We start from the raw sequence: 23,251 nt of genomic DNA on the forward strand, positions 1-23,251 counted from the left end.
TGGCATGCTTTCACTGTTTTTTTCGAATCGCTATGAAAACCTCGCGGCAGCCTTGCTGCGCGACATAGCCGCGCCGCCGGCCGACCCGCTGGCCCGCGAAGTCATCGTGGTGCCCAGCGCGGCCGTGCGTCGGCGTCTCGAACTCGATTACGCACAGTGCTTCGGCGTGTGTGCCAATGTGCAATTCGCTTATCTGGCGCAATGGCTGTGGGAGCAACTCGGGCGTGCATTGCCGGTGCCGCAGGCCTCGCCTTTTGCCCCGGATCGGTTGGTGTGGCCGATATACCGGTGCCTTATCGATGACGGCTGGACTGGCGATTTCCCTCGCCTGAACGCCTACCTGAGACAAGCCGATCCGGTCATGCGCTATGAGTTGGCCGATCGCCTGGCGAGCCTGTTCGATCAATACCTGACCTACCGGCTGCCCTGGCTCTCACAATGGCAGCGCGGCGCCTCGATCGCCCCGGCGTCGCCCGCGTCGTCGGAGCATTGGGGGCCTTCGCAGTTCGAGGACGAACGTTGGCAGGCCGAGCTATGGCGGCAACTGCTCACGCGGCTGGAGATCGCGGGCGAACATCCGGCGCAGCGCTTTATCGAGATCCTGCGCACGCTGCCGGCGGGTCGGGTGCCGCCCGGCTGGCCGGCGCGTGTCGCCGTGTTCGCGTTGCCCGCGATGCCGCCGCTGTCGATGCAACTGCTCAAGGAGTTGTCACGCCTTATCGATGTACGCATCTATGCCCTCAATCCATGCCAGGAATACTGGTTCGAGATCGTCCCGGCTGCGCGCCTGAGCTATCTTCAGGCGCGCGGGGCATCCGGTTATCATGAAACCGGCCATCCGCTGCTGGCCGAGTGGGGCCGGCAGACCCAGTCGCACATCGACCTCCTGTATGCCGAAATGGCCGAGGGCGCGCTGCGCGACGACGCGGTATTCACGCCGAATCCAGCCTCGACCTTGCTGGCGGCGCTGCAAAACGGCATCCTTGCGCTCGCGCCGCAGCCGGAGGCCGACAGGCCAAACGCGGGCGACGGCAGTCTCGCCGTACACGCCTGTCACAGTCTGGCGCGCCAGCTCGAAGTCACGCACGATCAGTTGCTCGACTGGTTCGAGGCCGACTCCAGCCTGCGACCGGATGACATACTGATCGCCGTGCCCGATCTGAGTCAGGCCGCCCCGCTGATCGACGCGGTATTCGGCACTGCGTCGCCCCGCATCCCCTATCTGATTACCGGCCTGCCGGTCAGCCGCACCAACACGGTCGCGCGCGCCATTCGTCAGTTGTTGGGGCTGCCGCAGCGCCGTATCGGTGCCGCCGACATCATCGAGTTTATTCGCACGGAAGCGGTGGCCCACCAGTTCCAGTTCGACGAGGCCGCGCTCGAGCAGATACAGCAGTGGCTGCGGGCAGCCGGCGCGCGCCGCGGCTGGGCCAGCGAACCGCTGATGCGGCTGGCGCGCGCGGGTGCATCTTCTGGCGCTGCCCGGACGGAGCAACACCACACGCTGGGCGATGCCTTAATGCGTCTGCTGCTGGGGTACGCTCAGCCCGACGACGCCATGCCGAGTGCCGACTGGCTGCCGATCGGCGGCATCGAGGGCGGGCGCGCACAGGCGCTGGGCAGTCTGGCCGGCGTGGTCGATGCGCTGGAGGCGAGCGCCCGGGTGCTCGACCAGGTCCGTACCCCGCTGGCCTGGCGGGACGTTCTGCTCAGACTGCTTGAAACGTTTTTCTCCGCTGACGCGGCCTTTGCCGACGACGTTGCCGAGGTGCGTCACGCGATCGATCAGCTGTGCGCGACGATGCATGACGGTGCGCCCGATACCGACTTGCCGGTCGGTGTCATCGATGCCGCGCTCGCCAGCTGGCTCGACGATCCGGCGCGCGGCGGGGTGCCGTCGGGCCGCGTGACCTTCGCGGCACTGCCCAGCCTGCGGGCGCTGCCCTATCGTGTCGTTTGCCTGCTGGGTATGGACGACGGCGTGCTGCCTGGCTTGCGGCGCGGTGACGAATTCGATCTGATGCATGCATTGCCGCAGCGGGGCGACCGGCAGCGGCGCGACGACGAACGCAACCTGTTCCTGGATTTGCTGCTCGCCGCGCGCGAGCGTGTACTGATCGCCTACAACGGACGCAGCATCCGAGACAACGCCATGCTGCCGCCGTCGGCGGTGGTCGCTGAACTGCTCGATCACCTGGCCGAAGTGCTGGCCGGGCCAGGCGCCGACGAGCACGGTTTGGCGCACCGCCGGGCGAGCCTGGTCACCGAGCATCCGCTGCAGCCGTTCGCGCCGGCTTATTTCGACGGGGCCTCGCCGCGGCTGTTCAGCTACGACGCAATGCAGGCCGAAACCGCCCGCGTGATAATCGGCGCCGGTGCCGCGCCGCGTGACGAAGCGGCCTTCTATCAAACGCCGTTGCCGCCCCCGCAGGCGCACCCCGACACGCTGGAACTCGATGATCTGCTGCGTTTCTGGCGCCACCCGACCCGTGTCTGGATGCGCGAGCGCCTGGGCGTGGCGCTGCGCGAGGCCGAGGCCGAGCTGGACGACGACGAGCCCTTCGAAGTCGATGCCGAGGGCCGCCGTGCGTTTGCCGAGCGTGTGCTGCCTCGCCTACTGGCCGGCGAGCCGGCGCCGCGTGTGGCGCGCATCGCCGCGGCCAGCCACGAACTGCCCGCCGGCGCGACCGGCGCTTTGTGGCGCGCGCGGGAGATGAGCGGGCTGCAACTGCTGGCCGTCGCGGTGCGTGACGCGCTGGGCGCCGGCAGTAGCGCGCATGCGTTCAGCCTGCCGCTCACGCTGCGGGTCGCCGCCGAGTGGCCGCATGAGTGGCAATGGCCGCATGGCCTGGCATGTCGCCTGCAAGGCCGGTTGGCCCCCCTGACGCCGCACGGTCTGGTGCTGTACCGGTACGGTCGGGCACGCGCGAGCGACTATCTCGACGCCTGGCTTCGGCATCTCGTCTTGGGGGTGCTCGTCGCAGGCGGTGAATTGCCTGGCGTGGCGCCGCGCACGCACTGGTTCGGTAACGGCGAGCGCTTTACCCTGCGACCAGTAGAGAATCCGGCCAGCCAGCTCTCGCAACTGGTCGCGCTGCAACACATCGGTATGACCCGGCCGCTGCCATTTTTCCCGCGCAGCGCGTGGGAACTGGTGAGCACCGGGCAACTGGCCAACGCCGAAAAGACCTGGCTGGGCTCGCAGTTCTCCTTTGGCGAGGGGGACCAAGCGTATTACCGGCTGGCGTGGCGCGGCATCGACACGCCGCTGGCCGATCCGTTCGAGAGCATCGCACGCGCCGTGTGCGAGCCGTTGGCCGAGCATCTCGTTGCGGGGGAGGACCCGGTATGAAGCGCTTTCCCGAACTCGATGTGTTCGGTTGCCCGCTGGAGGGCGTGCAGCTGATCGAAGCATCGGCAGGCACCGGCAAGACGTGGAATATCTGCGCGCTGGTGGTGCGCCTGCTGTTGGAACGGAACTGCACGATAGAGCAGATCCTGGTGGTGACCTTCACCAACGCTGCCACTGCCGAGCTGCGCGAGCGGATCCGCGCGCGGCTGGCCGGACTGGCGCGAGCGCTGGCGTTGCTGACCGATGAGGCGCCCGCGGAAGATGATGCGCACGACGCCGGCCCGCTGGAGGACCCGATGGTGTCGGCCCTGGTCGAGCGGCTGATCCTGAGCGGGCAGGTCAGTGCCGAGCAGGCCCTGTTGCGCCTGCGCCTGGCGCTCAATTCATTCGATCAGGCGGCAGTCCACACGATTCATGGCTTTTGTCAGCGCGCGCTGGCCGAGACCCCTTTTGCCGCAGGGCTGCCGCTGGCGTTTGAGCTGATGCCCGATGACGAAGCCATCCGTCACGATCTGGCAGTCGAGTTCTGGCGGCGCGAGGTCGATCCGGCCGCGGCGACCCACGAAGGTTTCGCCGCCTGGCTGGTCGACAACGAGGTGACCCCGGATGCGCTCGTCGACGAATTGGCGCGACGCTTGAAAAAGCCGCAGGCCGAACTGCGCTGGCCGGCGATGCCCGCCGGCGACGACGAGCCCGCCTTATCCTCGCTGTACGCGGCGGCGCGCCAGGCGTGGCAGTCGAGTGCGATGTCGCCGGCACGGCTGGTGCAGGATGCGCTGCCGAATCTCAAGGCAAATATTTACTCCGCCGACGGCGTCGAGCGCGCGCGACAGGCATGGCAGCGTTACTTCGACGCGGGCGATGCCGAGGCGCCGCTCGATGCCAAGGCGCTCCTGCTGGGCGCGGCCAAGTTGGGGCAGGGTGCGAAGAAGAATACCGCGCCTCCGGACGCCCCGTTTTTCGCGCTCGCCGATGCGCTGCTGTCGGCCCGCAATGCCCAGACCGATCGTCACGTGCTGCGTTGGCTGGAATTGCTGCGCAACTGGCTGATGTGGGCACCGGATGCGCTACGCGAAAATAAGCGCGAAGCGCGCACCGTTTCATTCGACGATCTGCTGAGCAATTTGCACCATGCGCTGCTGGCTCACTCCTGGCTGGGCGGCGTGTTGCGCGAGCGCTACCCGTGCGCGCTGATCGACGAATTCCAGGACACCGATCCGCTGCAGTTCGAGATCTTCAGTCGCATCTACGGTGCCGGCTCCGGGCCGGGTTCAGGGGGGCCGCTGTTCATGGTGGGTGACCCCAAGCAGGCAATCTACAGTTTTCGCGCCGCCGATCTGCATACGTATCTCGCTGCGCGCGACACCGCCGACGCCGCTTATACGCTGGCCGTCAATCAGCGCTCGACGGCCGAGGTGATCGACGCCGGCAACGCGCTGTTCGGCCGCAATGCGCGTGCTTTCGTGCTCGAGGGGCTGGATTATCCGCCGGTGCGTGCCGGCACGCGCGAGCGCGCGCCGCTGCACGATGCGGAGCCGGCCGCCGGGCTGAATGTATGGCTGCTGCCGGGGGGCGACGCCGCGCTTGCCAAGGCCGACGCGCAGGCGCGAGCGGCGGCCGCCACCGCCGCCGAGATCGCGCGGTTGCTGACCGGCGCCGCTGCCGGCACGGTGCGCCTCGGCGACGCGCCGCTCACACCCGGCGACATCGCCGTCATCGTGCAGACCCACGTGCAGGGCAGCCGGATCAAACAGGCTCTGGCGCAATACGGCATCGGCAGCGTCGAGCTGACGCAGGACTCGGTGTTCGCCAGCGAGGAGGCTGAGATGATCGAGCGCGTGCTGCTGGCCGTCGAGTCGCCTGGCGATTTGCGCGTGCTGCGCGCCGCACTGGCCACACCGTTGTTCGGACTCGACGCAATGGCGATTTTCCGCCTGCAGGAGACCGAGGCGACCGATATGCCGGAGACCGGCGCGATCGCCTGGATCGAGCGCCTGCAGCGCTATCGCCAGCTTTGGCTCGAACGCGGTTTCATCGCCATGTGGCGCACCTTGATGCGCGAACTCGAAGTGGCGCCGCGGCTGGTCGCGGGCACAGGCGGCGAGCGCCGCCTGACCAATCTGTCGCATCTGGCCGAGCTGTTGCAGGCGCGCTGGGTCGAGCAGCCGGGCATGACGGCTCTGCTGCGCTGGCTCGCGGCGCGGCGGCGGCACGGCGGCGGTGGCGACGAGGCGCAACTGCGGCTGGAGTCGGACCGTCATCTGGTGCAGATCGTCACCGTGCACAAGTCCAAGGGGTTGGAATATGCGATCGCGTTCTGCCCGTTCCTGTGGGACGGCCACGTGCGCGAGGCCGGCAAGCGGTTCGCTATCGAATATCACGATGGCGGCGCGGCGGTGATCGATTATGGGCGCGATGAGCATATCCGCGCGCAGGCGAGCGCCGCACTGCGTCGCGAACAGGCCGCCGAGCAGGCGCGCCTGCTCTACGTGGCACTCACGCGGGCGGTGTACCGTTGTTATCTGGTAGCCGGTATTTACACAGCCAAGCGTAATACCAAGGAAGCCTGCGCGAGCATGCTCAACTGGCTGGTCGCGGGGCAGGACGTGAGTTTCGAGGCGTGGTCAGATAGCGCGCTCGCCGCGGAGCGGATCATTGCCGCATGGCACGGCCTGGACGGTCCGGCCTTACGCGTGAGTGCGCTGCCCGAGCCGGGCGCAGCCAAGCTGTTGACGGCGCGCGAGGCGCCGGCGCCGCTCGAGTCTCGCCGGGCACGCCGCGCGCTGCGCGAGAGCTGGCGCATCGCCAGCTTCAGCGCGTTGCTCAGCCAGGCCGGGCATGCGCGCGGCGAGCGGACGCGCCCGGACCACGATGCACTCGCATCGCTGCGCGAACTCGCACCGCCACCCGCCGCGAATGTTCCCGCCGGGCTGGCGGCCGACGATATCCTGCATTTCCCGCGCGGCCCGGCCGCCGGCGAGTGCCTGCACCGGTTGCTGGAATTGGCCGATTTCACGCGCCCCGACAGTTGGCCCGACGCTGCTGCGCAAGCCCTGCGCGAGCGGCCGCCCGCACCGGCCGGCGCGGCCTCGGCCGCACACTGGTCCGCGATGATGCAACGCCTGATGTGCGAACTGGTGGCGTGCGAACTGCAGCCGGGGCTGCGGCTTGCCGAGATCGCTCCGGCCCAGCGCCTGACCGAACTTGAATTTACCTATCCGCTGGGAGCGGTCCCGCTCGAGGCGCTGCGGACATTGCTGCGCACCCATGGCTATGCGGAGCTCGCGCTCGATGCCGCGACCTTGCGCGGCTACATGAAAGGGTTCATCGACCTGGTTTTCGTGCATGGGGGGCGCTGGTGGATTGCCGACTGGAAATCCAATCATCTCGGCTACGATGCGGCTGCTTATGCGCGTCCGGCGCTCGCGCTGGCGATGGCCGAGCACGGTTACCACTTGCAATATCTGCTTTACACGGTGGCGTTGCACCGCTATTTGCGAAATCGCTTGCCGGACTATGACTACGAGCGCGATGTCGGCGGCTGCCTGTGGTTATTCATTCGGGGCGCGAGAGATGCATGGCGCAGCGCGCACGGAGCATCGGGCGAGGTGCCTGGCGTGTTCGTCGAACGCGTGCCGCTGGCCCTGGTCGAGGCGCTCGATCGCCTGATGCGGGCAGCCGATCCGCAGGAGGCCGCAGCATGACGCCGATGCTCCAGGCAGGATCGCCCGCGCAAGCCCTGGCGCAAGCCTTTGCGCGGCGCATGGAGATGCTCGCCCGTCACCATGGCAGCCCGGAGGCGGTATGCCAGCGCGTCCGGCGCGCGGCGTTTGCGGTCAGTATGGCCACCGCCGACGGTCATGTCTGCGTGCCGTTGAGCGATCTGCAGGACGAACCCGGCACGCACGAGTTGTTTCCCGACGATGCGCCGGCCCTGGCCGTGTGGCGCGATGCGCTGCTCGGCAGCGGCGTTTGCGCGCCGCAGGCGGGCGCTGACGGTGACATGCCGCTGGTGCTCGACGCCAAAGACCGGCTATATCTGGCGCGCTATTTCGACTACGAGCGCCGTCTGGCGAGTGCGCTGGCCGCGCATCGTGCGCCCGACGCTGGCGGCACGGCCGGGGTCGCGCCACCCGAACATGAAAACAGCGTGCTTCTGGCGCGCTATTTCGGGGCCGGCGAGATCCACGCCGACACACCCGGCGCAGCGCCAGAGGCAAACTGGCAGATGGCGGCGGCCGCGCTGGCGATGCGCCAGCGCATCGTGATTCTCAGCGGCGGGCCCGGCACGGGCAAGACGACCACGGTAGTCGGCTTACTGGCCTGCCTGCTCGAACGTCAGCCGGAATTGCGCGTTGCGCTTGCCGCGCCCACCGGCAAGGCGGCGCAGCGTATGCAGGAAGCTCTCGCCGCACGCGCCGGGCACTTGCCGCCCGCAGTGCGCAATGCCTTGCCGGCGGCGGCGTTGACGCTGCACCGCCTGCTCGGTGTGGTGCCCGAGAGCGCGCGGCAATCCGGCCGGCGTTTTCGTCATCATGCCGACAATCCGCTGCCCTACGACCTGGTGGTGATCGACGAAGCATCGATGATCGACCTGTCGCTCGCCACGCATTTGCTCGAGGCCGTGCCGGTCGGTGCTCGCCTGATCATGCTGGGCGACAAGGATCAGCTCGCCGCGGTCGAGGCGGGCGCGGTATTTGGCGAATTGAGTGCCGGCGCGGCGCTCTCGCCGGCGTGTCGGGAGGCGCTGGCGCGCGACATGACGATTCCCGCGGCGTTGCTGCAACCGCCGCCGGCGCCCGCGACGCCGGCCCCCCTGCGCGATAGCGTGATCTGGCTCGAACGCAACTACCGGTTCGGTGGCGCCTCGGCGATCGGTCGCGTGGCCGAGGGCATCAAGTACGGGCGCGTCGGCGAGGTACGGCAGGCATTGACTGGCGGCGATCCGCCGCAGGCCGGGCAGAGCGTGGTGCTGTACGAGACCACGCGTGCGCCGCTCGACGGCGAGCACCTTGCGCAGCTGGCCGACGGCTATGCCGAGTATGGCGACAGGGTGGCGGCGTTGCGCGCAGCGCCAGCCGAGGGTGTCGCGGCCGAGCTCTTTGCGGCATTCAACCGGTTTCGCGTGCTGTGCGCCACGCGTGGCGGGCGGCGTGGCGTCCAGACGCTCAACGGACAACTGGCGAGTGCCTTCGTGCAGCGCACCGGGGTGGGCACCACGACGTTGCTGTCGGCCGACGCGTGGTATGCCGGGCGGCCGGTCATCGTCACCCGCAACGACTACGCGCTGGGGCTATTCAACGGCGATATCGGGATCGCTCTGCCGACGGGCGGCGATGGGGCGTTGCGCGTGGCCTTTCCCGGCGAGCATGGTGCTTTCCGATTGTTTTCGCCGGCCAGCCTGCCGCTGCACGAAACCGCGTTTGCCATGACGGTGCACAAATCGCAGGGTTCGGAGTTCGAGCGGGTTGCCGTGGTGCTGCCGGAGCAGGGCAGCCGCGTGCTGACCCGGGAGCTGATTTACACTGCGGTGACGCGCGCGCGCACGAGTGTCGCGGTCTATGCGCCGTGGCCGGTGGTTGCCGCGGCGGTGGCGACACCCAGCCGCCGTGCGTCCGGCCTGACGGATCGACTGCTCGAAGCGCTGGACGAGCCGATGCCGTGAGATAACCCGCTGGCCGTGGCGGCCAAGGAGCGAACAACATGCACTACGTCCTGTTCTACGATCTTTGCGACGATTATCTGGAGCGTCGCGCACAGTTTCGCGACGCGCATCTGGCGCTGGCTTGGCAGGCGGCGCGCCGCGGCGAGTTGCTGCTGGGCGGCGCGCTCGCCGAACCGGCGGACGCCGCCATGCTGCTTTTCCAGGGCGATTCGCCGGCCGTCGCCGAAGCGTTCGTCGGCGCCGATCCCTACGTGCGCGAGGGGTTGGTCAAGGCGTGGCGCGTGCGCGCCTGGAACACGGTCGTCGGCGACGCCGCGGCCAATCCGGTGCGCGTCGACTGAGCGGCGCGCAGCCGGGCGGCGGAGGGCGGCACTGCCGCCACCTGCGCCGACTCGGCAGACCGCCGTTCAGTAGCGGCGGCGTGCCGGGGTGAAGGGGCCGCGTCCTTCGATGTGACGGAAAGTCACGCGGCCATTGTTCAGGTCGTAAGGCGACAGCTCGAGCGACACCTTGTCGCCGGCGAGCACGCGGATGTGGCTTTTGCGCATCTTGCCCGAGGTGTAGGCAATCAGGCTGTGGCCGTTCTCGAGCGTGACGCGCAGGCGTGAGTCCGGCAGCACTTCGTCGACCATGCCGTTCATTGCGATAAGTTCTTCTTTTGCCATTGCAGTTTCCTTGTCGGTTGAATGCCAAGCGGGCGGCCGGTAGGACGACCGCGGGGATGGCAAGAGCGCATCGGCCTCGTTCGGGGCCATACGCATGGGCGGCCGCCCGGCCCGAAGGCCGGCGGCATTGCACCAGCAGCGCGGTAGCGGCTGGTTATTTTTTCTTGTGGCGATCCGGCACGACAGTGACGGTGGAGGTTGTGCGAAGCACTGCATCGGGCGAAATGGGCTTGCCCGGCAGCTTGTTTTGCTTCGGCTTCTTCGCTTCCTTGTTGCCGCGTAGTTGTCCTTTGGCCATGGTAGCGTTCTCCTTGAATCTCGCCAGCCTCTGAAGATTCGACCGAGGCGGGTGGCTGCGCCGGATCTCGTGCGATGGGGCGCCAAGGTGCGTGCGCCGGCAACATTCCGATCAAAACAAAACGGCGCACCCTCTCGGATGCGCCGGCATTGCGATTAGTGCGCTGCAGACTTAGGCCGGGCGAATGCGCGAGGCCTGCAATCCTTTCGGACCCTTGGTAATCTCAAAAGAGACTTTCTGGTTTTCCTGCAGCGACTTGAAGCCGTCGCCTTCGATCGCGGAAAAATGCGCGAAAAGATCGTCGCCACCGTCATCCGGCGTAATAAAGCCGAAACCCTTGGCATCGTTGAACCACTTGACTGTACCTGAACTCATGATATTCCTGACAAAACTGGATAATGGCGAATGCGAAATGCGACGCCACGGGAAAGACAAACAAGGAAAATTGAGAACGGAAGCGCTGAGTGCGAACAACTGCAGAGAGAACCGGCGATCAACTGACTTTCATCTTGACTTGCCTAGCTCTCGTTTATACGCTGTTTTTTCCGAATAAGCAAACAATCATTAAAAAATCTTGCGCAGCGCCGGCAAACGCCTGCCCGTGTTAGGCTGGCGTTCAACCGCCCGGCGCTACGGCGAGACTCTTACCAGGAAGAACCCGATGGCTGGTCAAATCGAAATCACCAACATGGCCCTGTTTTGCGACTTCGAGAACGTCGCATTGGGCGTTCGCGACGCGAAGTATGCCCAGTTCGACATCAAGAAGGTGCTTGAGCGCCTGTTGCTCAAGGGCAGCATTGTCGTCAAGAAAGCCTATTGCGACTGGGAGCGCTACAAGGAGTTCAAGGGGCCGATGCATGAGGCGGCGTTCGAGCTGATCGAAATTCCGCATGTACGGCAATCCGGCAAGAACTCCGCCGACATCCGCATGGTCGTCGACGCGCTCGATTTGTGCTACACGAAGGCCCATGTCGACACGTTCGTGATTCTCAGCGGCGACTCCGATTTCTCGCCGCTGGTGTCGAAGCTGCGGGAGAACAACAAGCACGTGATCGGCGTCGGCGTCAAAAACTCGACTTCCGATCTATTGACGGCCAATTGCGACGAATTCATTTTCTACGACGATCTGGTGCGGGCCCAGGAAGCCAAGAAAAAGCGCGCGCCCCGCAAGACCGGCGCGCGCGGTGGCGCGGCCAAGTCGGCCGCCGGCGCCTCGGCCGAGAACGAGCGCCAGCAGGAAGCCTTCGACCTGCTGGTGGAAACCGTCGAAGCACTGATCGCCGAGCGCGATTCGGACGAAAAAATCTGGGGCTCGATGGTCAAGCAGACCCTCAAGCGTCGCGCGCCGGGATTCAACGAAACCTATTACGGCTATCGCTCGTTCAAGGAACTCGTCGAGGACGCCGAAAGGCACGACCTGGTGCGGGTGCTGCACGACGAAAAATCGGGGCAGTACACCGTGCGCCTGCCGGCCGGACGCTAGCAAAGCGTCGAGAAACGACTGCGCGTGCCTGGCTGGCGGCGGGCGGTGCCCGGCATCCCCACCGACACCGCATAGGCTGCGGTTGGTGCGCGCTGGCCTGAGCGGATTCAATCCGCTCGCTGCGTTTTGCAGCAGCCTGCGAGGGCTGCTCAGGACAGGCGGGAGATCAGCAACTGGTCGATTTTGTAGTTATCGATATCCACGACTTCGAAGCGAAAGCCGGCGGCCTCGACCGCTTCGGATTTCTTGGGAATGCGCTTGAGCGCGTTGATCATGAAGCCGGCGATGGTTTCATAGTCGCCCTCGCCGGGCAATTCCTCGATCTGCAGCGCCTTTTTCACGTCGTCGATCGGCGTGACGCCGTCGACCAGCCACGAGTGGTCGTCGCGCTTGACGATCTGCTCGTCGTCGCTCGGGTAGATCACGCTGCCCATCAGCGCGGTGACGATGTCGTTGAGCGTGGCCACGCCGACCACCAGCCCGTACTCGTTGATGATCACGGCGAAGTTCTCGCGCGCTTCCTTGAATCGGGCCAGCGCCTCGGACAGATTCAGCGTATCGGGAATGACCAGCAGCTTCTTGTTGTAGAACTTTTCGATATTGCGTATCACGCTGCTGAAGTCATCGTTGGCCACGCGTTGCAGCAAGTCCTTGGAGTCGATGAAACCGAGCACGTTGTCGATATCGTCGCGGCACACCAGATATTTGGCATGCGGCCGCGCGGTGATCTTCTCGCGTATGCCCTTTTCGTCGCCGGCAATCGTGAAGTAGACCACGTCGTCGCGATAGGTCATGACGGAGGTAATGTTCTTCGATTCCAGCTCGAAAATGTTTTCGATCAGATGCAGTTCCTGCTTGCGCAGTACGCCCGCTTCTGCGCCCGCGTCCATGATCGCGCTGATGTCCTCCGAGGTGACGTGCTCGATCGATCGGGTGGGCAATTTGCACAGACGCAGCAGCAGATTGGCCAGACCGTTGAAGACCATCACCAGCGGCTTGAGCAGGCGGATGCACATCAGCATCGGTTCGATGATGCGCAATGCCACCTGCTCCGGATTGATCATCGCCAGCCGCTTGGGAATCAGGTCGGCGAATTGGATGAACAGCACGGTGATGATCAGAAACGAACCGATGCTGCCCACACGCTCGGCCGCCGCCGGGGCGACGAACGGCAGGACCGCGTCGCGCAGATATCCGTTCAGGGCGCCTTCACTGAGCACGCCGCCGAGGATCGCCACCGCGTTGACGCCGATCTGCACCACGGTAAAGAAATTGCCGGGCTGCTCCTTGAGCAGCATGATTTTCAGCGCGCGTTGCTCGCCCTTTTCGGACAGCACTTGCAGCTTGGTTCGCTTGGAGGCGGTGAGGGCGATCTCGGAGATCGAAAAGAAGGCGCTGATCAGTATCAGCAGGACGAGCGTTAGGAAGAAGGCATACGCACTCATGACGGCACCCGGGGATTGACGGTTGTTACCAAAGGGTTTCTGGTTGTGTGAATGTGAAAACTTCGGTTTGCGAATCGGTAAACAAGGGTCTGGGGCAGGGCAAGCTTCGACAGCATGCCACAAAACCGGACGTTGGCGAGATGCGCCGCACACCAGCCGGCAGGACCGCTTCGGAAGATTGTCCCGTCGCATCGCGCGGTTAACGAAAAATCCCCGGCGCACGAAGCGTGCGCCGGGGATTGCACAGGGCAGCAGCGCCGCTCGGCGTGCTGCGGTTCGAGGACTGCCTCAGGTGCGCTGGTAGATTTGCGCGCCGCTCTTGACGAACTCGACCGCCTTGACTTCCATGCCCTGCTTGAGTGCGTCCTGCTCCGACAGACCCTGCTTGGCGGCGTATTCGCGCACGTCCTGCGTGATCTTCATCGAGCAGAAGTGCGGGCCGCACATCGAGCAGAAGTGCGCTACCTTGGCCGAGTCCTTGGGCAGCGTCTCGTCGTGGAATTCACGCGCCTTGTCCGGGTCCAGGCCCAGGTTGAACTGGTCTTCCCAGCGGAACTCGAAGCGCGCCTTGGACAGCGCATTGTCGCGAATCTGCGCGCCCGGATGGCCCTTGGCCAGATCGGCGGCGTGCGCGGCGAGCTTGTAGGTGATGATGCCTTCCTTCACGTCGTCCTTGTTGGGCAGGCCCAGATGCTCCTTGGGCGTGACGTAGCACAGCATTGCGGTACCGTACCAGCCGATGGTCGCCGCGCCGATGCCCGAGGTGATGTGATCGTAGCCAGGTGCGATGTCGGTGGTCAGCGGCCCGAGCGTGTAGAACGGCGCTTCGTCGCAGTACTCGAGCTGCAGATCCATGTTCTCCTTGATCAGGTGCATCGGCACGTGGCCAGGGCCTTCGATCATCACTTGCACGTCGTGCTTCCAGGCGATTTGCGTCAATTCGCCCAGGGTCTTGAGCTCGGCCAGTTGGGCCTCGTCGTTGGCATCGTAGATCGAGCCGGGGCGCAAGCCGTCACCCAGCGAGAACGCCACGTCATAGGCCTTCATGATCTCGCAAATGTCTTCGAAGTGCGTGTACAGGAAGCTTTCCTCGTGATGCGCCAAGCACCATTTGGCCATGATCGAGCCGCCGCGGCTGACGATGCCGGTCATGCGGCTGGCCGTCATCGGCACGAACGGCAGACGCACGCCGGCGTGAATCGTGAAATAGTCGACGCCTTGCTCGGCTTGCTCGATCAGCGTGTCGCGGAAGATTTCCCAGGTCAGGTCCTCGGCTTTGCCATTGACCTTTTCCAGCGCCTGATAAATCGGCACCGTGCCGATCGGTACGGGGCTGTTGCGAATGATCCACTCGCGCGTTTCATGAATGTGCTTGCCGGTCGACAGATCCATCACCGTGTCGCCGCCCCAGCGGATCGCCCAGGTCATCTTGTCGACTTCCTCGCCGATTGAAGAAGTGACCGCCGAGTTACCGATGTTCGCGTTGATCTTCACCAGGAAGTTGCGGCCGATGATCATCGGCTCGCTTTCCGGGTGGTTGATGTTGTTGGGGATGATGGCGCGCCCGCGAGCGACTTCGTCGCGCACGAATTCCGGCGTGATCTGGGCCGGAATCGCGGCGCCGAAATGCTGGCCGGGATGCTGGCGGGTCATCAGGTTCGCCAGCTTTTCGCCCTGCGGCCCGGACTGCCGAAGGCTTTGCACGTATTCCTCGCGGCGCAGGTTTTCGCGAATGGCAATGTATTCCATTTCCGGCGTGATGATGCCTTGCCGCGCGTAATGCATCTGCGTGACGTTCTTGCCCGCCTTGGCACGGCGCGGCGTGCGGTGCAGGCCGGGAAAGCGCAATTCGTCGAGTTGCGGGTCGGCCGCGCGCTCGCGGCCGTAGGCGCTGGTCAGCCCCGGCAGCACCTCGGTGTCGCCGCGGTCCTCGATCCAGGCCGCGCGCAACGCGGGCAGGCCGGAGCGGATGTCGATTTTCGCATCCGGGTCGCTGTAGGGGCCGGACGTGTCGTACACGAACACCGGCGGGTTGGTCTCGCCGCCGAAGCTGGTCGGGGTGTCGGCCTGCGAAATCTCGCGCATCGGCACGCGAATATCCGGGCGCGAGCCTGTCACATAGATTTTGCGCGAATTGGGCAGCGGTTGAATCGCCGCGTCATCGACGTGGGCGGTGGCTGAGAGAAACTTGGGGTTGGCGTTCATGCAATTGTCTCCTGGCTGGCACGGGGGACTGGATCAAAAGAATTCTGCCGCAGTGCCGTCGTGCCGCGCATGCTGCCTGCGTCGGCATCGAGACTGCGAAACTGCTCTGCTTCCTTTGGATTCAGCCCCAACATACAAAAGTGACCGGTTGATGCCCGGTCGGCGGCACAGGGGACAATTCACACGAGGGGAGGTGTCACGCTCCCTGCGCTGGCATTATCCAGATCAGGTTCTAAGGGTATGTCTCACCCGCAACGTGGTTGCAGGACCCCTGCGCTAAGCTGAGGGCAACGATACACCGAGTCGGCAGGGAATACAAGTTGCGCCGCGTCCCGAAAAGCGCACCGCTTCGTGCCTCGGAGCCGTGTCTCAGAGGCCTGCAACGCGCGCCAGGCGGCGTACCGTTTGCGCGGCGTGCTCGACGGGCAGGTTGGTGAAATTGAGCAACAGCGCCGGGCGCATGCGCACCTCGGTGCACCATGGCGTGAGCGCGGCGGGCGCCAGGCGATGATTGCGGGCGTCCCGCGCGCACGCCTCGTCGCTGGCGTCGGGCCGCAGCCAGCCGAGCAAATGCATGCCGCCGGCTGGCGGCACGGCATCGATATACCCGCCCAGATGGTGCTGCAGCGCCTCGACCAGGGCCATGCGTCGCGCCGCATAAAGCTGCCGCATTTGCCGAACGTGCCGGCTGAAATGTCCCTGCTCCATGAAATCCGCGACGGTGGCCTGTTCCAGCCAGCCATGCGCCGACCACCATAGCGTGCTGGCCGTGGTGAAACGCTCGATCAGCGCGTCCGGCAGCACCAGATAACCGAGCCGAAGGCCAGGGAACAGAACCTTGCTGAACGAGCCGGCGTAGAGCACTCGGCCCTGCTGATCGAGGCTCTTGAGCGCGGGCAGCGGCGCGCCGCTGTAGCGCAGCTCGCTGTCGTAGTCGTCTTCGACGATCCAGGCGCCGTGCTCGGCCGCCCACTGCAGCAGCGCCAGCCGGCGAGGCAGCGACAGCGCCACGCCGAGCGGCGCCTGATGCGAGGGCGTGACGACCGCCATACGCGCCGCGGGCGCGCGGCGCAGGCCGGCGGCAACGTCCATGCCCTGCGCGTCGACGGGCACCGGGACGATGGTGGTCCGTGCCAAAAGCAATGCATCGCGCGTGAAGAAGTAACCAGGGTCTTCGTGCCAGACTTCGTCGCCCGGTTGCAGCAGCAGCTTGGCGGCGAGCGCCAGCGCGCCCTGATAGCCGGCGGTGATCATGATCTGTTCGGGGGCGCACTGGACCCCGCGCGCGATCGCCAGATAGTTGGCCAGGGCGGCGCGCAAAGGCCACCAACCCGCGGGGTCCTGATAGGGCAGCGCGGCGCTGGGGAAATTTCGCGCCTGGCGCGCCGACAGGCGGGCCCATAGCTTGCGGGGAAAAGCATCGAGCGCTGGCGTGCCGTTTTGCAGCGGCAATGGCCCGCCGGCCTGGCGTCCGGCCGACGGCGCGACGCTGGCGGCGGTGTCGCGCCGCACGGGACGGGTGCCGGCCAATTGCGGGTTGACCACACTGCCAGCGGCACCGCGTCCAACCACGAAACCCTCGGCGACCAGCAACTCATAGGCGGCCTCGACCGTGCCGCGGGCTACCGACAGCGTGCTGGCCAACGCGCGCGTCGACGGTAGTCGGCTGCCGGCGCTCAATTGGCCGGCCAGAATGGCCTCGCGAATCCGTTGGTAGAGCACCCGATACGCCGGGGCCGGCGCCGCGTCAGCGGCGGCGGCCAGATCCAGGCGGGCAAAATCGAAGCCGCGGGTTGGGGAGGGTGCGTCGCAGGCGCGTGTGGAGTGGGGTGGCATGGCCCACTGATTTTAGCGTTTTTTGGATCTGTCTACTGTGGCATGCCACAGGTAAGCTTTCTGCCGTGATATGCAGTTATCTTCTCTCGACTTTTATCAGGAGCCCGTCATGGAACCCCGCTTGAATTACACGAAGCTGTCGACCCCGCCCTATCAGAGCATGCTCAGCATTGGCGCGTATCTGAGGGAATGCGGTCTTGAGGTCGGTTTGCTGCATCTGGTGTGGCTGCGCGCCTCGCAAATGAACGGCTGCGCTTTCTGCTGCGACATGCACGCGCGCGAGGCGCTGCGCGACGGCGAGGACCAGCGCCGCCTGCATGTGCTGGCAGCCTGGCGCGAAGCGGCCTTTTTCAGCGAGCGCGAGCGTGCCGCGCTGGCCTGGACCGAGGCGGTGACGCGCATTGCCGAGACTCGCGCGCCGGACGATGCGTTCGCCGCCCTCAAAGATCACTTCTCCGACAAGGAGATCGCCGACCTGACATTCGCAATCGCCAATATCAATGCCTGGAATCGCCTGGCGATCAGCTTTCGCACCGTGGTCAAATAACCGGTCTCAAGCGCGTCGTGCGGTGGCCAGCCGCAACGGCCTGATCTCCTGCGCCGGCGGCGCCGCCAACGGGGCGTCGCTCGGCACGCTGGCGGATGCTTGGTCGGGCGCCTGCGCCGTGTCGATGGCAAGGGGGGACGCCGCGCCCTGATCGATACGAAACAGCGCGACCGCCGCGTGCAATTGTCCGGCTTGTGCCTCGAGCGCTTGCGCCGCAGCGCGAGTATCCTCGACCAGATTGGCGTTCTGGCGGGTCGTCATGTCGATTTGCATGACCGCCTGATTGACTTGCTCGATCCCATGACTCTGCTCGACGGTGGCCGCGGCAATCTCGTCCATCAGGCTGCTCACGCGCTGCACCGCCGTGACGATCTCCTGCATCGTGCCGCCGGCTTGCGCCGCCAGCCGGGTGCCGGCGTCGACCTTGCCGGAGGCTTGCGCGATCAGTTCCTTGATGTCCTTGGCCGCTGCCGCCGAGCGTTGTGCCAGCGCGCGCACTTCTGCGGCGACCACCGCAAAGCCTCGCCCATGTTCGCCGGCGCGGGCGGCTTCGACCGCGGCGTTGAGCGCCAGAATATTGGTCTGAAACGCGATGCTTTCGATCAATCCGGTAATTTCGCCGATTTTCTTTGAACTGCTGGCAATTTCGTTGATCGTCTCGACTACATCGCCGACCGCCTTGCCGCCGCGCGAGGCCGTGGCCGACGCACCGGCCGAGAACTGGCTGGCCTGCGTGGCGTGCTCGGCGTTCTGCCGCACGCTGGCGGTCAGTTGTTCGAGGCTCGCGGCCGTCTCTTCGAGCGACGCGGCCTGTTCTTCGGTGCGCGTGGCCAGAGCGGCATTGCCCTGGCTGATATCGCCGGCAGCATGCGTAATCGCTGCGCTGGCGGTCTGGATACGGGCCACGATGCCCACCAGATTTTGCTGCATGCGGCGCATCGCATAGAGCATGCTGCGCCGGTCGTCGCTCCTCGTCTCGACGGGTTGGCGCAAGTCCCCGTCTGCGATGCGCTCGGCCGCGCCCGCCGCGTAGGTCGGCTCTCCGCCGAGGCTGCGCTTGACGTTGCGGATGATAACCAGCATCACCGCCGTGACTGCCAGCCCGACAGCCAGGGCGAGTCCGGCGGCGCGCAGCAGGGCCAAACGCGAGGCCGCGGCGACGTCATCCAGATAGACACCGGTGCTCAGGTACCAGCCCCACGGTTTGAAGTACCGAACGTAAGTAAGCTTTTCGATCGGCTTGCCGCCACTTGGCTTGGGCCAGAAGTACTCGACGAAGCCGCCGCCCTTTTGGTCGCCTGCCTTGGCGATTGCGCTGAACACGGCGGTACCGCGCTTGTCTTTGACTTTGGCGGCCGGCTTGCCCTCCAGGCTTGCGTCGACGGAATCCATCAGCACCACGGGCCGCGCGTCGCTCACGGTGATATAGCCGTCCTTGCCATAGCGGATCGAGCGCAACTGGGCCAGCGCCTCGCGTTTGGCGTCGTCGGGCGTCATCGCATAGCTGGTGGAAAACTCCTCGTAGGTGGCGACAATGCTATTGGCCGCCTGAATCATGCTTTTGAGCGTATTGCGCTGCTCGTCGAGCATGGTGCTGCGGGCCGTCATGACACCCCAAGCGATCATCACGATCAAACCGCACCAAACGACTGCCAAGGCGAGCCATAGTTTTTTGTTTAGACTCAGGTGTTGCATATTTTCCCCGTAAAAATGCCCCGCTTCGCACTATGGGATGTCTTTGTGACAACGGCTTTAATGGCGCCGTGTTTTTTGTCGGCCACTGTTGTCTGAGTACACTGATACGACTTTTTCGCCTGAGGCATAAATCATGAATTCCGCAGAGTTACCACCGCGCACCGGCGCGCCGCGCGATGCCCGGGACGGGCGTTTCCGCAACCGGCAGCGGATTGCGCGCTCGGGAAGTTTCTGGCGCTGGCAATGGGACCGCTGGCGTGCGCGGCAAGGCAGCGCCGGCGGGCGCGCCATCCCGGACTTGCCGGTGGCCGAGGCGTTGCCGCAGGTGTGGCGCCCGGGCCCCGAGCCGCTGGTGACCTGGGTCGGGCATGCCACGGTGCTGGTGCAAGCCGGCGGGTTGAACCTACTGACCGATCCGATTTTCAGCGAGCGCGCCTCGCCATTGCCGTTTCTGGGCCCGCGTCGGCTGGTGCCCGCTACGCCGGGGCTCGACCGGCTGCCGCGCATCGATGCGGTGTTGCTTTCGCACAACCATTACGATCATCTCGATTTGCCGACGTTGCGCGCGCTGGCCCGCCAGGCCGGCGGCGCGCCGACCTTTTTCGCCCCTCTGGGATTGCACGACTGGCTCTTGCGGCGAGGCATCGGCCCGGTCATCGGGCTCGACTGGTGGCAGCATGCGACGCTGGGCACCGCGCGCATGCACCTGGTGCCGGCCCAGCACTGGAGCCGCCGCAGTCTGCGCGACATCAACCGCACGCTATGGGGCGGCTGGGTCGCGGAATGGACGGATTTTCGCTTCCTGTTCACCGGCGACACCGCCTATTGCGACGAATTCAAGGCGATCGGCGCGCACTTCGGCGGCATCGACCTGGCGGCCATCCCGATCGGCGCCTACGAGCCGCGCTGGTTCATGCGCGCACAGCACGTCAATCCGGACGAAGCGGTCAGGATTTTGCAAGATACACGCACCCGTCAGGGTCTGGCGATTCACTGGGGCACCTTCCACCTGACCGACGAGCCGCTCGACGAGCCGCCGCGCAAGCTGCTCGAAGCGCTGCATGCGCAGCAACTGCCGCCGTCGCGTTTCTGGATTCTGCAGCACGGCGAAACAAGGGAGGTTCGCCCCTAGGCTGCTGGCTTGCCCAAGGGGCGGTGCGTCGCACGTTTAATGCAAAAAACGTATAAATCGACGTTTTAAATGCATTTGCATTTCAAACGCCTTTGCGCTGTAATGCGGCCCGTACCCCCATTCGCGCTGCTCGAAGGGGACATTTTGCTTGCATGACGCCGCGCATCGCGGCGTGAGTCCGTAATTCGAGATTGTGATGGCCCGCCCCCGTTTTCTCCCAGATAACTTCACCCTGATGCTGGTCGCCACCGTGGCGATCGCAAGCGTCTTGCCCTGCCGGGGCGAGCTCGGCAAGGTGTTCGAAGTCTTGACCAGCTTCGCCATCGCGGCGCTGTTTTTCCTGCATGGCGCGAAATTGTCGCGCGAGGCCGTGCTGGCCGGGGCTACGCACTGGCGACTGCACTTGCTGGTGTTTCTCAGCACTTTCGCGGTCTTTCCGCTGGTGGGGCTGCTGCTCAAGCCGCTGTTTCTGCTGCTGATAACGCCGACCCTATACATCGGACTGCTGTTCCTGTGCACCTTGCCGGCTACCGTGCAATCGGCCATTGCGTTCACGTCGATCGCGCGCGGCAATGTGCCGGCGGCGATCTGCAGCGCGTCCGGGTCGAGCCTGTTCGGAATCTTCATCACCCCGCTGCTGGTCAGCCTGGTGGTGCTGCACCATGGCGGCCCGGGCAGCGAGCTTCATTCGATCGGCAAGATCGTGCTGCAGCTGCTGCTGCCTTTCGTGGCGGGGCAGGTGCTGCGCCGCTGGATCGGCGGGTGGGTCGATCGGCACAAGATCGTCCTCAAGGTGGTTGACCAAGGCTCGATTCTGCTGGTGGTTTATACGGCTTTCAGCGCCGCGGTGATCGGCGGGCTATGGCATCAAATACCGCTGCTGGCGCTTGGCGGCCTGCTGCTCGCATGCGCGATTCTGCTCGGGCTGATGCTGACGTTCACGACCTTTTCGAGCCGCTATCTCGGTTTCAATCGCGAAGATGAGATCACCATCATCTTCTGCGGCTCGAAAAAGAGTCTGGCCAGCGGTATCCCGATGGCCAACGTGCTGTTTGCCGGCAGCACGGTCGGCGTCATCGTGTTGCCGCTGATGCTGTTTCACCAGTTGCAATTGATGGTGTGCGCAGTGCTGGCGCGCCGTTTCGCAGTCGATCAGGCCAGGCGGCAGGCGACGGTCGGACCGAAGCCGCACCGCGGGGAACAGACGTCCGCTCGATAGCGTGGCGGGGCCGGCGGGAAAGCGATATTGGCCGGCTACCATACGATGTTTCTCCCAAAGTGCTAGAATCTGCCTGATTTTTATCTTTCCGAGGGCTGCCGCCACCGCAATGGCGAGGTCCTCGCTGCATGAATGTGCTGCTTGCATCGCGCTCGTTCCAGTGATCCTGGGCGCCTTCTGCGCCAGCCAGACTATCTTCGTGACAATGCTTTGCGCGGCGTGACCGTGCTACCACTTCGTTCTTTTGCCAGAGAAATTCGCCCATGTCTGATGTGAATGCTGTTCCCACCGCCGGCTTCGACAGCTTCGGGCTGCATTCCGATATCCTGCGTGCGGTGGCCGACCAGGGCTACACGCAACCCACCCCGATCCAGGCGCAGGCCATTCCTATCGTGCTGGCCGGGCGCGACGTGATGGGCGCGGCACAGACCGGCACCGGCAAGACCGCCAGTTTTTCGCTGCCGATCATTCAGCGCCTGCTGGCGCACGCCAGCACCAGCACCTCGCCGGCGCGGCACCCGGTGCGAGCGTTGATTCTGACGCCGACCCGGGAGCTGGCCGATCAGGTGGCCGACAACGTGCGCGGTTATGCGCAGCACACGGCATTGCGCAGCACGGTTGTGTTCGGCGGCGTCGACATGCGCGCCCAGGAGGCAGAATTGCGACGCGGCGTGGAGATCCTGATCGCCACGCCGGGGCGGCTGCTGGATCATGTACAGCAACGCACTGTCGATCTTGGCCAGGTGCAGATCCTGGTGCTCGACGAGGCCGACCGGATGCTCGACATGGGCTTTCTGCCCGACTTGCAGCGCATCCTCAACCTGCTGCCCAAATCGCGCCAGACCCTGCTGTTTTCCGCGACCTTCTCCGGCGAAATCAAAAAACTGGCCGCCAGTTATTTGCGCGACCCCGTCACGATCGAGGTGGCGCGGCGCAACGCGACGGCCGAGAACGTGCAGCAAGTGGTGTACGAAGTGGCCGAAGACGACAAGCGCGCGGCCGTTGTACAACTCCTGCGGGAGCGCGATCTCAAACAGGTGATCGTATTCGTCAACAGCAAGATCGGCGCGAGCCGCCTGGCGCGCCAACTGGAGCGCGATGGCGTGGTCACGGCGGCGATTCACGGCGATAAATCGCAAGCCGAACGAATGCAGGCGCTCGAGGCTTTCAAGCAGGGCGGTATCGCCGCGCTGGTGGCCACCGACGTGGCCGCGCGTGGCCTGGACATCGCCGAGTTGCCCGGCGTGATCAATTACGACTTGCCCTACAACCCGGAAGACTACGTGCACCGGATCGGCCGCACTGGCCGCGCCGGCGCCTCGGGCGAAGCGATCTCGCTGTGCGCGCCGGACGAGCGCAAGCATCTGGTCGAAATCGAGAAGCTGATCAAACGGGACATCCCGCGCGGGCAGCTGCAACTCACGCGTACTTCGGCTTATCACGAGCGCGATGGGGAGGAGCGGCGCAATGGGCGCTCGGGCAGCTTCGAGCGCCGCCCGCCGCGCTCGACGCGGCCGCGGCATGTCGCCCCCGAGGACGAGATTTTTTACAAGCCGTATGAGCCCGCGCCGGCCAAAGAGGATGAGGCCGCTGACGTCAAGGCAACCTCCGAACCGGCATCGCCCAAGCCGCCCAAGCGCCAGCTGGCCGCGCTGCTGGGCGGCGTACCGCTCAAGACGCCGCGCGACTGAAGCATCGCGCAGCCATCG

The 23,251-nt window shown here is 65.4% G+C and carries 16 protein-coding genes and 1 riboswitch; of the genes, 9 read left to right on the top strand and 7 right to left on the bottom strand.

What is annotated here, in order from left to right; translation table 11 throughout:
* Positions 1 to 4: 4 nt before the first annotated feature.
* From recC to PATSB16_RS02845, 4 genes are read left to right on the top strand one after another with little or no spacing between them, the layout of a single operon-like run.
* Positions 5 to 3,352: an exodeoxyribonuclease V subunit gamma gene (recC, locus tag PATSB16_RS02830; protein ID WP_047212534.1), complete on the top strand. Its 3,348-nt coding sequence runs from the start codon at positions 5 to 7 to the stop codon at positions 3,350 to 3,352.
* A complete protein-coding gene (recB, locus tag PATSB16_RS02835; protein ID WP_047212535.1) occupies positions 3,349 to 7,056 on the top strand; it encodes an exodeoxyribonuclease V subunit beta in 3,708 nt (1,235 codons plus the stop codon). The genes recC and recB overlap by 4 nt, the downstream gene beginning before the upstream one ends.
* Positions 7,053 to 9,017: an exodeoxyribonuclease V subunit alpha gene (gene recD, locus PATSB16_RS02840; protein ID WP_047212536.1), complete on the top strand. Its 1,965-nt coding sequence runs from the start codon at positions 7,053 to 7,055 to the stop codon at positions 9,015 to 9,017. The genes recB and recD overlap by 4 nt, the downstream gene beginning before the upstream one ends.
* A gap of 38 nt (positions 9,018 to 9,055) precedes the next feature.
* Positions 9,056 to 9,358 (top strand): YciI-like protein, encoded by a 303-nt coding sequence (locus PATSB16_RS02845; protein WP_047212538.1) that lies wholly within the window; start codon positions 9,056 to 9,058, stop codon positions 9,356 to 9,358.
* A gap of 66 nt (positions 9,359 to 9,424) precedes the next feature.
* On the opposite strand, the gene infA is transcribed toward PATSB16_RS02845, so the two are convergent.
* From infA to PATSB16_RS02855, 3 genes are all read right to left on the bottom strand, one after another.
* On the bottom strand, positions 9,425 to 9,682 hold the full coding sequence (infA, locus tag PATSB16_RS02850) for a translation initiation factor IF-1 (RefSeq protein ID WP_047212539.1): 258 nt from the start codon (positions 9,680 to 9,682) through the stop codon (positions 9,425 to 9,427).
* A 154-nt stretch (positions 9,683 to 9,836) separates the two neighbouring features.
* Positions 9,837 to 9,980, bottom strand: coding sequence for a hypothetical protein (locus PATSB16_RS20985; protein WP_169834607.1), 144 nt, complete (start codon positions 9,978 to 9,980; stop codon positions 9,837 to 9,839).
* A 171-nt stretch (positions 9,981 to 10,151) separates the two neighbouring features.
* Complete coding sequence (locus PATSB16_RS02855; protein ID WP_047212540.1) at positions 10,152 to 10,355, bottom strand: cold-shock protein; 204 nt, start codon at positions 10,353 to 10,355, stop codon at positions 10,152 to 10,154.
* A 286-nt stretch (positions 10,356 to 10,641) separates the two neighbouring features.
* On the opposite strand from PATSB16_RS02855, the gene PATSB16_RS02860 reads away from it, so the two are divergent.
* The gene (locus PATSB16_RS02860; RefSeq protein WP_047212541.1) at positions 10,642 to 11,463 is read left to right on the top strand and encodes an NYN domain-containing protein; all 822 of its coding nucleotides are present in this window, start codon (positions 10,642 to 10,644) and stop codon (positions 11,461 to 11,463) included.
* A 149-nt stretch (positions 11,464 to 11,612) separates the two neighbouring features.
* Here the strand turns inward: PATSB16_RS02860 and paeA are convergent, their stop codons facing one another.
* From paeA to pdxR, 3 genes are all read right to left on the bottom strand, one after another.
* Positions 11,613 to 12,908, bottom strand: a complete 1,296-nt coding sequence (gene paeA, locus PATSB16_RS02865; RefSeq protein ID WP_047212542.1) for a polyamine export protein PaeA — start codon at positions 12,906 to 12,908, stop codon at positions 11,613 to 11,615.
* Positions 12,909 to 13,196: 288 nt separating this feature from the next.
* Positions 13,197 to 15,113 (bottom strand): phosphomethylpyrimidine synthase ThiC, encoded by a 1,917-nt coding sequence (thiC, locus tag PATSB16_RS02870; protein WP_047212543.1) that lies wholly within the window; start codon positions 15,111 to 15,113, stop codon positions 13,197 to 13,199.
* Between the two features lie 185 nt (positions 15,114 to 15,298).
* Positions 15,299 to 15,396: riboswitch (TPP riboswitch) on the bottom strand.
* 86 nt (positions 15,397 to 15,482) lie between these two features.
* The gene (gene pdxR, locus PATSB16_RS02875; RefSeq protein ID WP_083566648.1) at positions 15,483 to 16,949 is read right to left on the bottom strand and encodes a MocR-like pyridoxine biosynthesis transcription factor PdxR; all 1,467 of its coding nucleotides are present in this window, start codon (positions 16,947 to 16,949) and stop codon (positions 15,483 to 15,485) included.
* Between the two features lie 109 nt (positions 16,950 to 17,058).
* Here pdxR and PATSB16_RS02880 point away from each other — a divergent pair, with 109 nt between their 5' ends.
* Positions 17,059 to 17,496, top strand: coding sequence for a carboxymuconolactone decarboxylase family protein (locus PATSB16_RS02880; RefSeq protein WP_047212544.1), 438 nt, complete (start codon positions 17,059 to 17,061; stop codon positions 17,494 to 17,496).
* 6 nt (positions 17,497 to 17,502) lie between these two features.
* Here the strand turns inward: PATSB16_RS02880 and PATSB16_RS02885 are convergent, their stop codons facing one another.
* Positions 17,503 to 19,122, bottom strand: a complete 1,620-nt coding sequence (locus PATSB16_RS02885; RefSeq protein ID WP_335645852.1) for a methyl-accepting chemotaxis protein — start codon at positions 19,120 to 19,122, stop codon at positions 17,503 to 17,505.
* 202 nt (positions 19,123 to 19,324) lie between these two features.
* Between PATSB16_RS02885 and PATSB16_RS02890 the strand changes: the two genes are divergently transcribed.
* From PATSB16_RS02890 to PATSB16_RS02900, 3 genes are all read left to right on the top strand, one after another.
* Positions 19,325 to 20,323: an MBL fold metallo-hydrolase gene (locus PATSB16_RS02890; RefSeq protein ID WP_047212545.1), complete on the top strand. Its 999-nt coding sequence runs from the start codon at positions 19,325 to 19,327 to the stop codon at positions 20,321 to 20,323.
* Positions 20,324 to 20,519: 196 nt separating this feature from the next.
* Positions 20,520 to 21,542: a bile acid:sodium symporter family protein gene (locus PATSB16_RS02895; RefSeq protein WP_047212546.1), complete on the top strand. Its 1,023-nt coding sequence runs from the start codon at positions 20,520 to 20,522 to the stop codon at positions 21,540 to 21,542.
* Between the two features lie 263 nt (positions 21,543 to 21,805).
* Positions 21,806 to 23,233, top strand: a complete 1,428-nt coding sequence (locus PATSB16_RS02900; RefSeq protein ID WP_047212547.1) for a DEAD/DEAH box helicase — start codon at positions 21,806 to 21,808, stop codon at positions 23,231 to 23,233.
* Positions 23,234 to 23,251 lie beyond the last annotated feature (18 nt).

The sequence above is a fragment of the Pandoraea thiooxydans genome, assembly GCF_001931675.1.
Classification (GTDB): Bacteria; Pseudomonadota; Gammaproteobacteria; order Burkholderiales; family Burkholderiaceae; genus Pandoraea; species Pandoraea thiooxydans.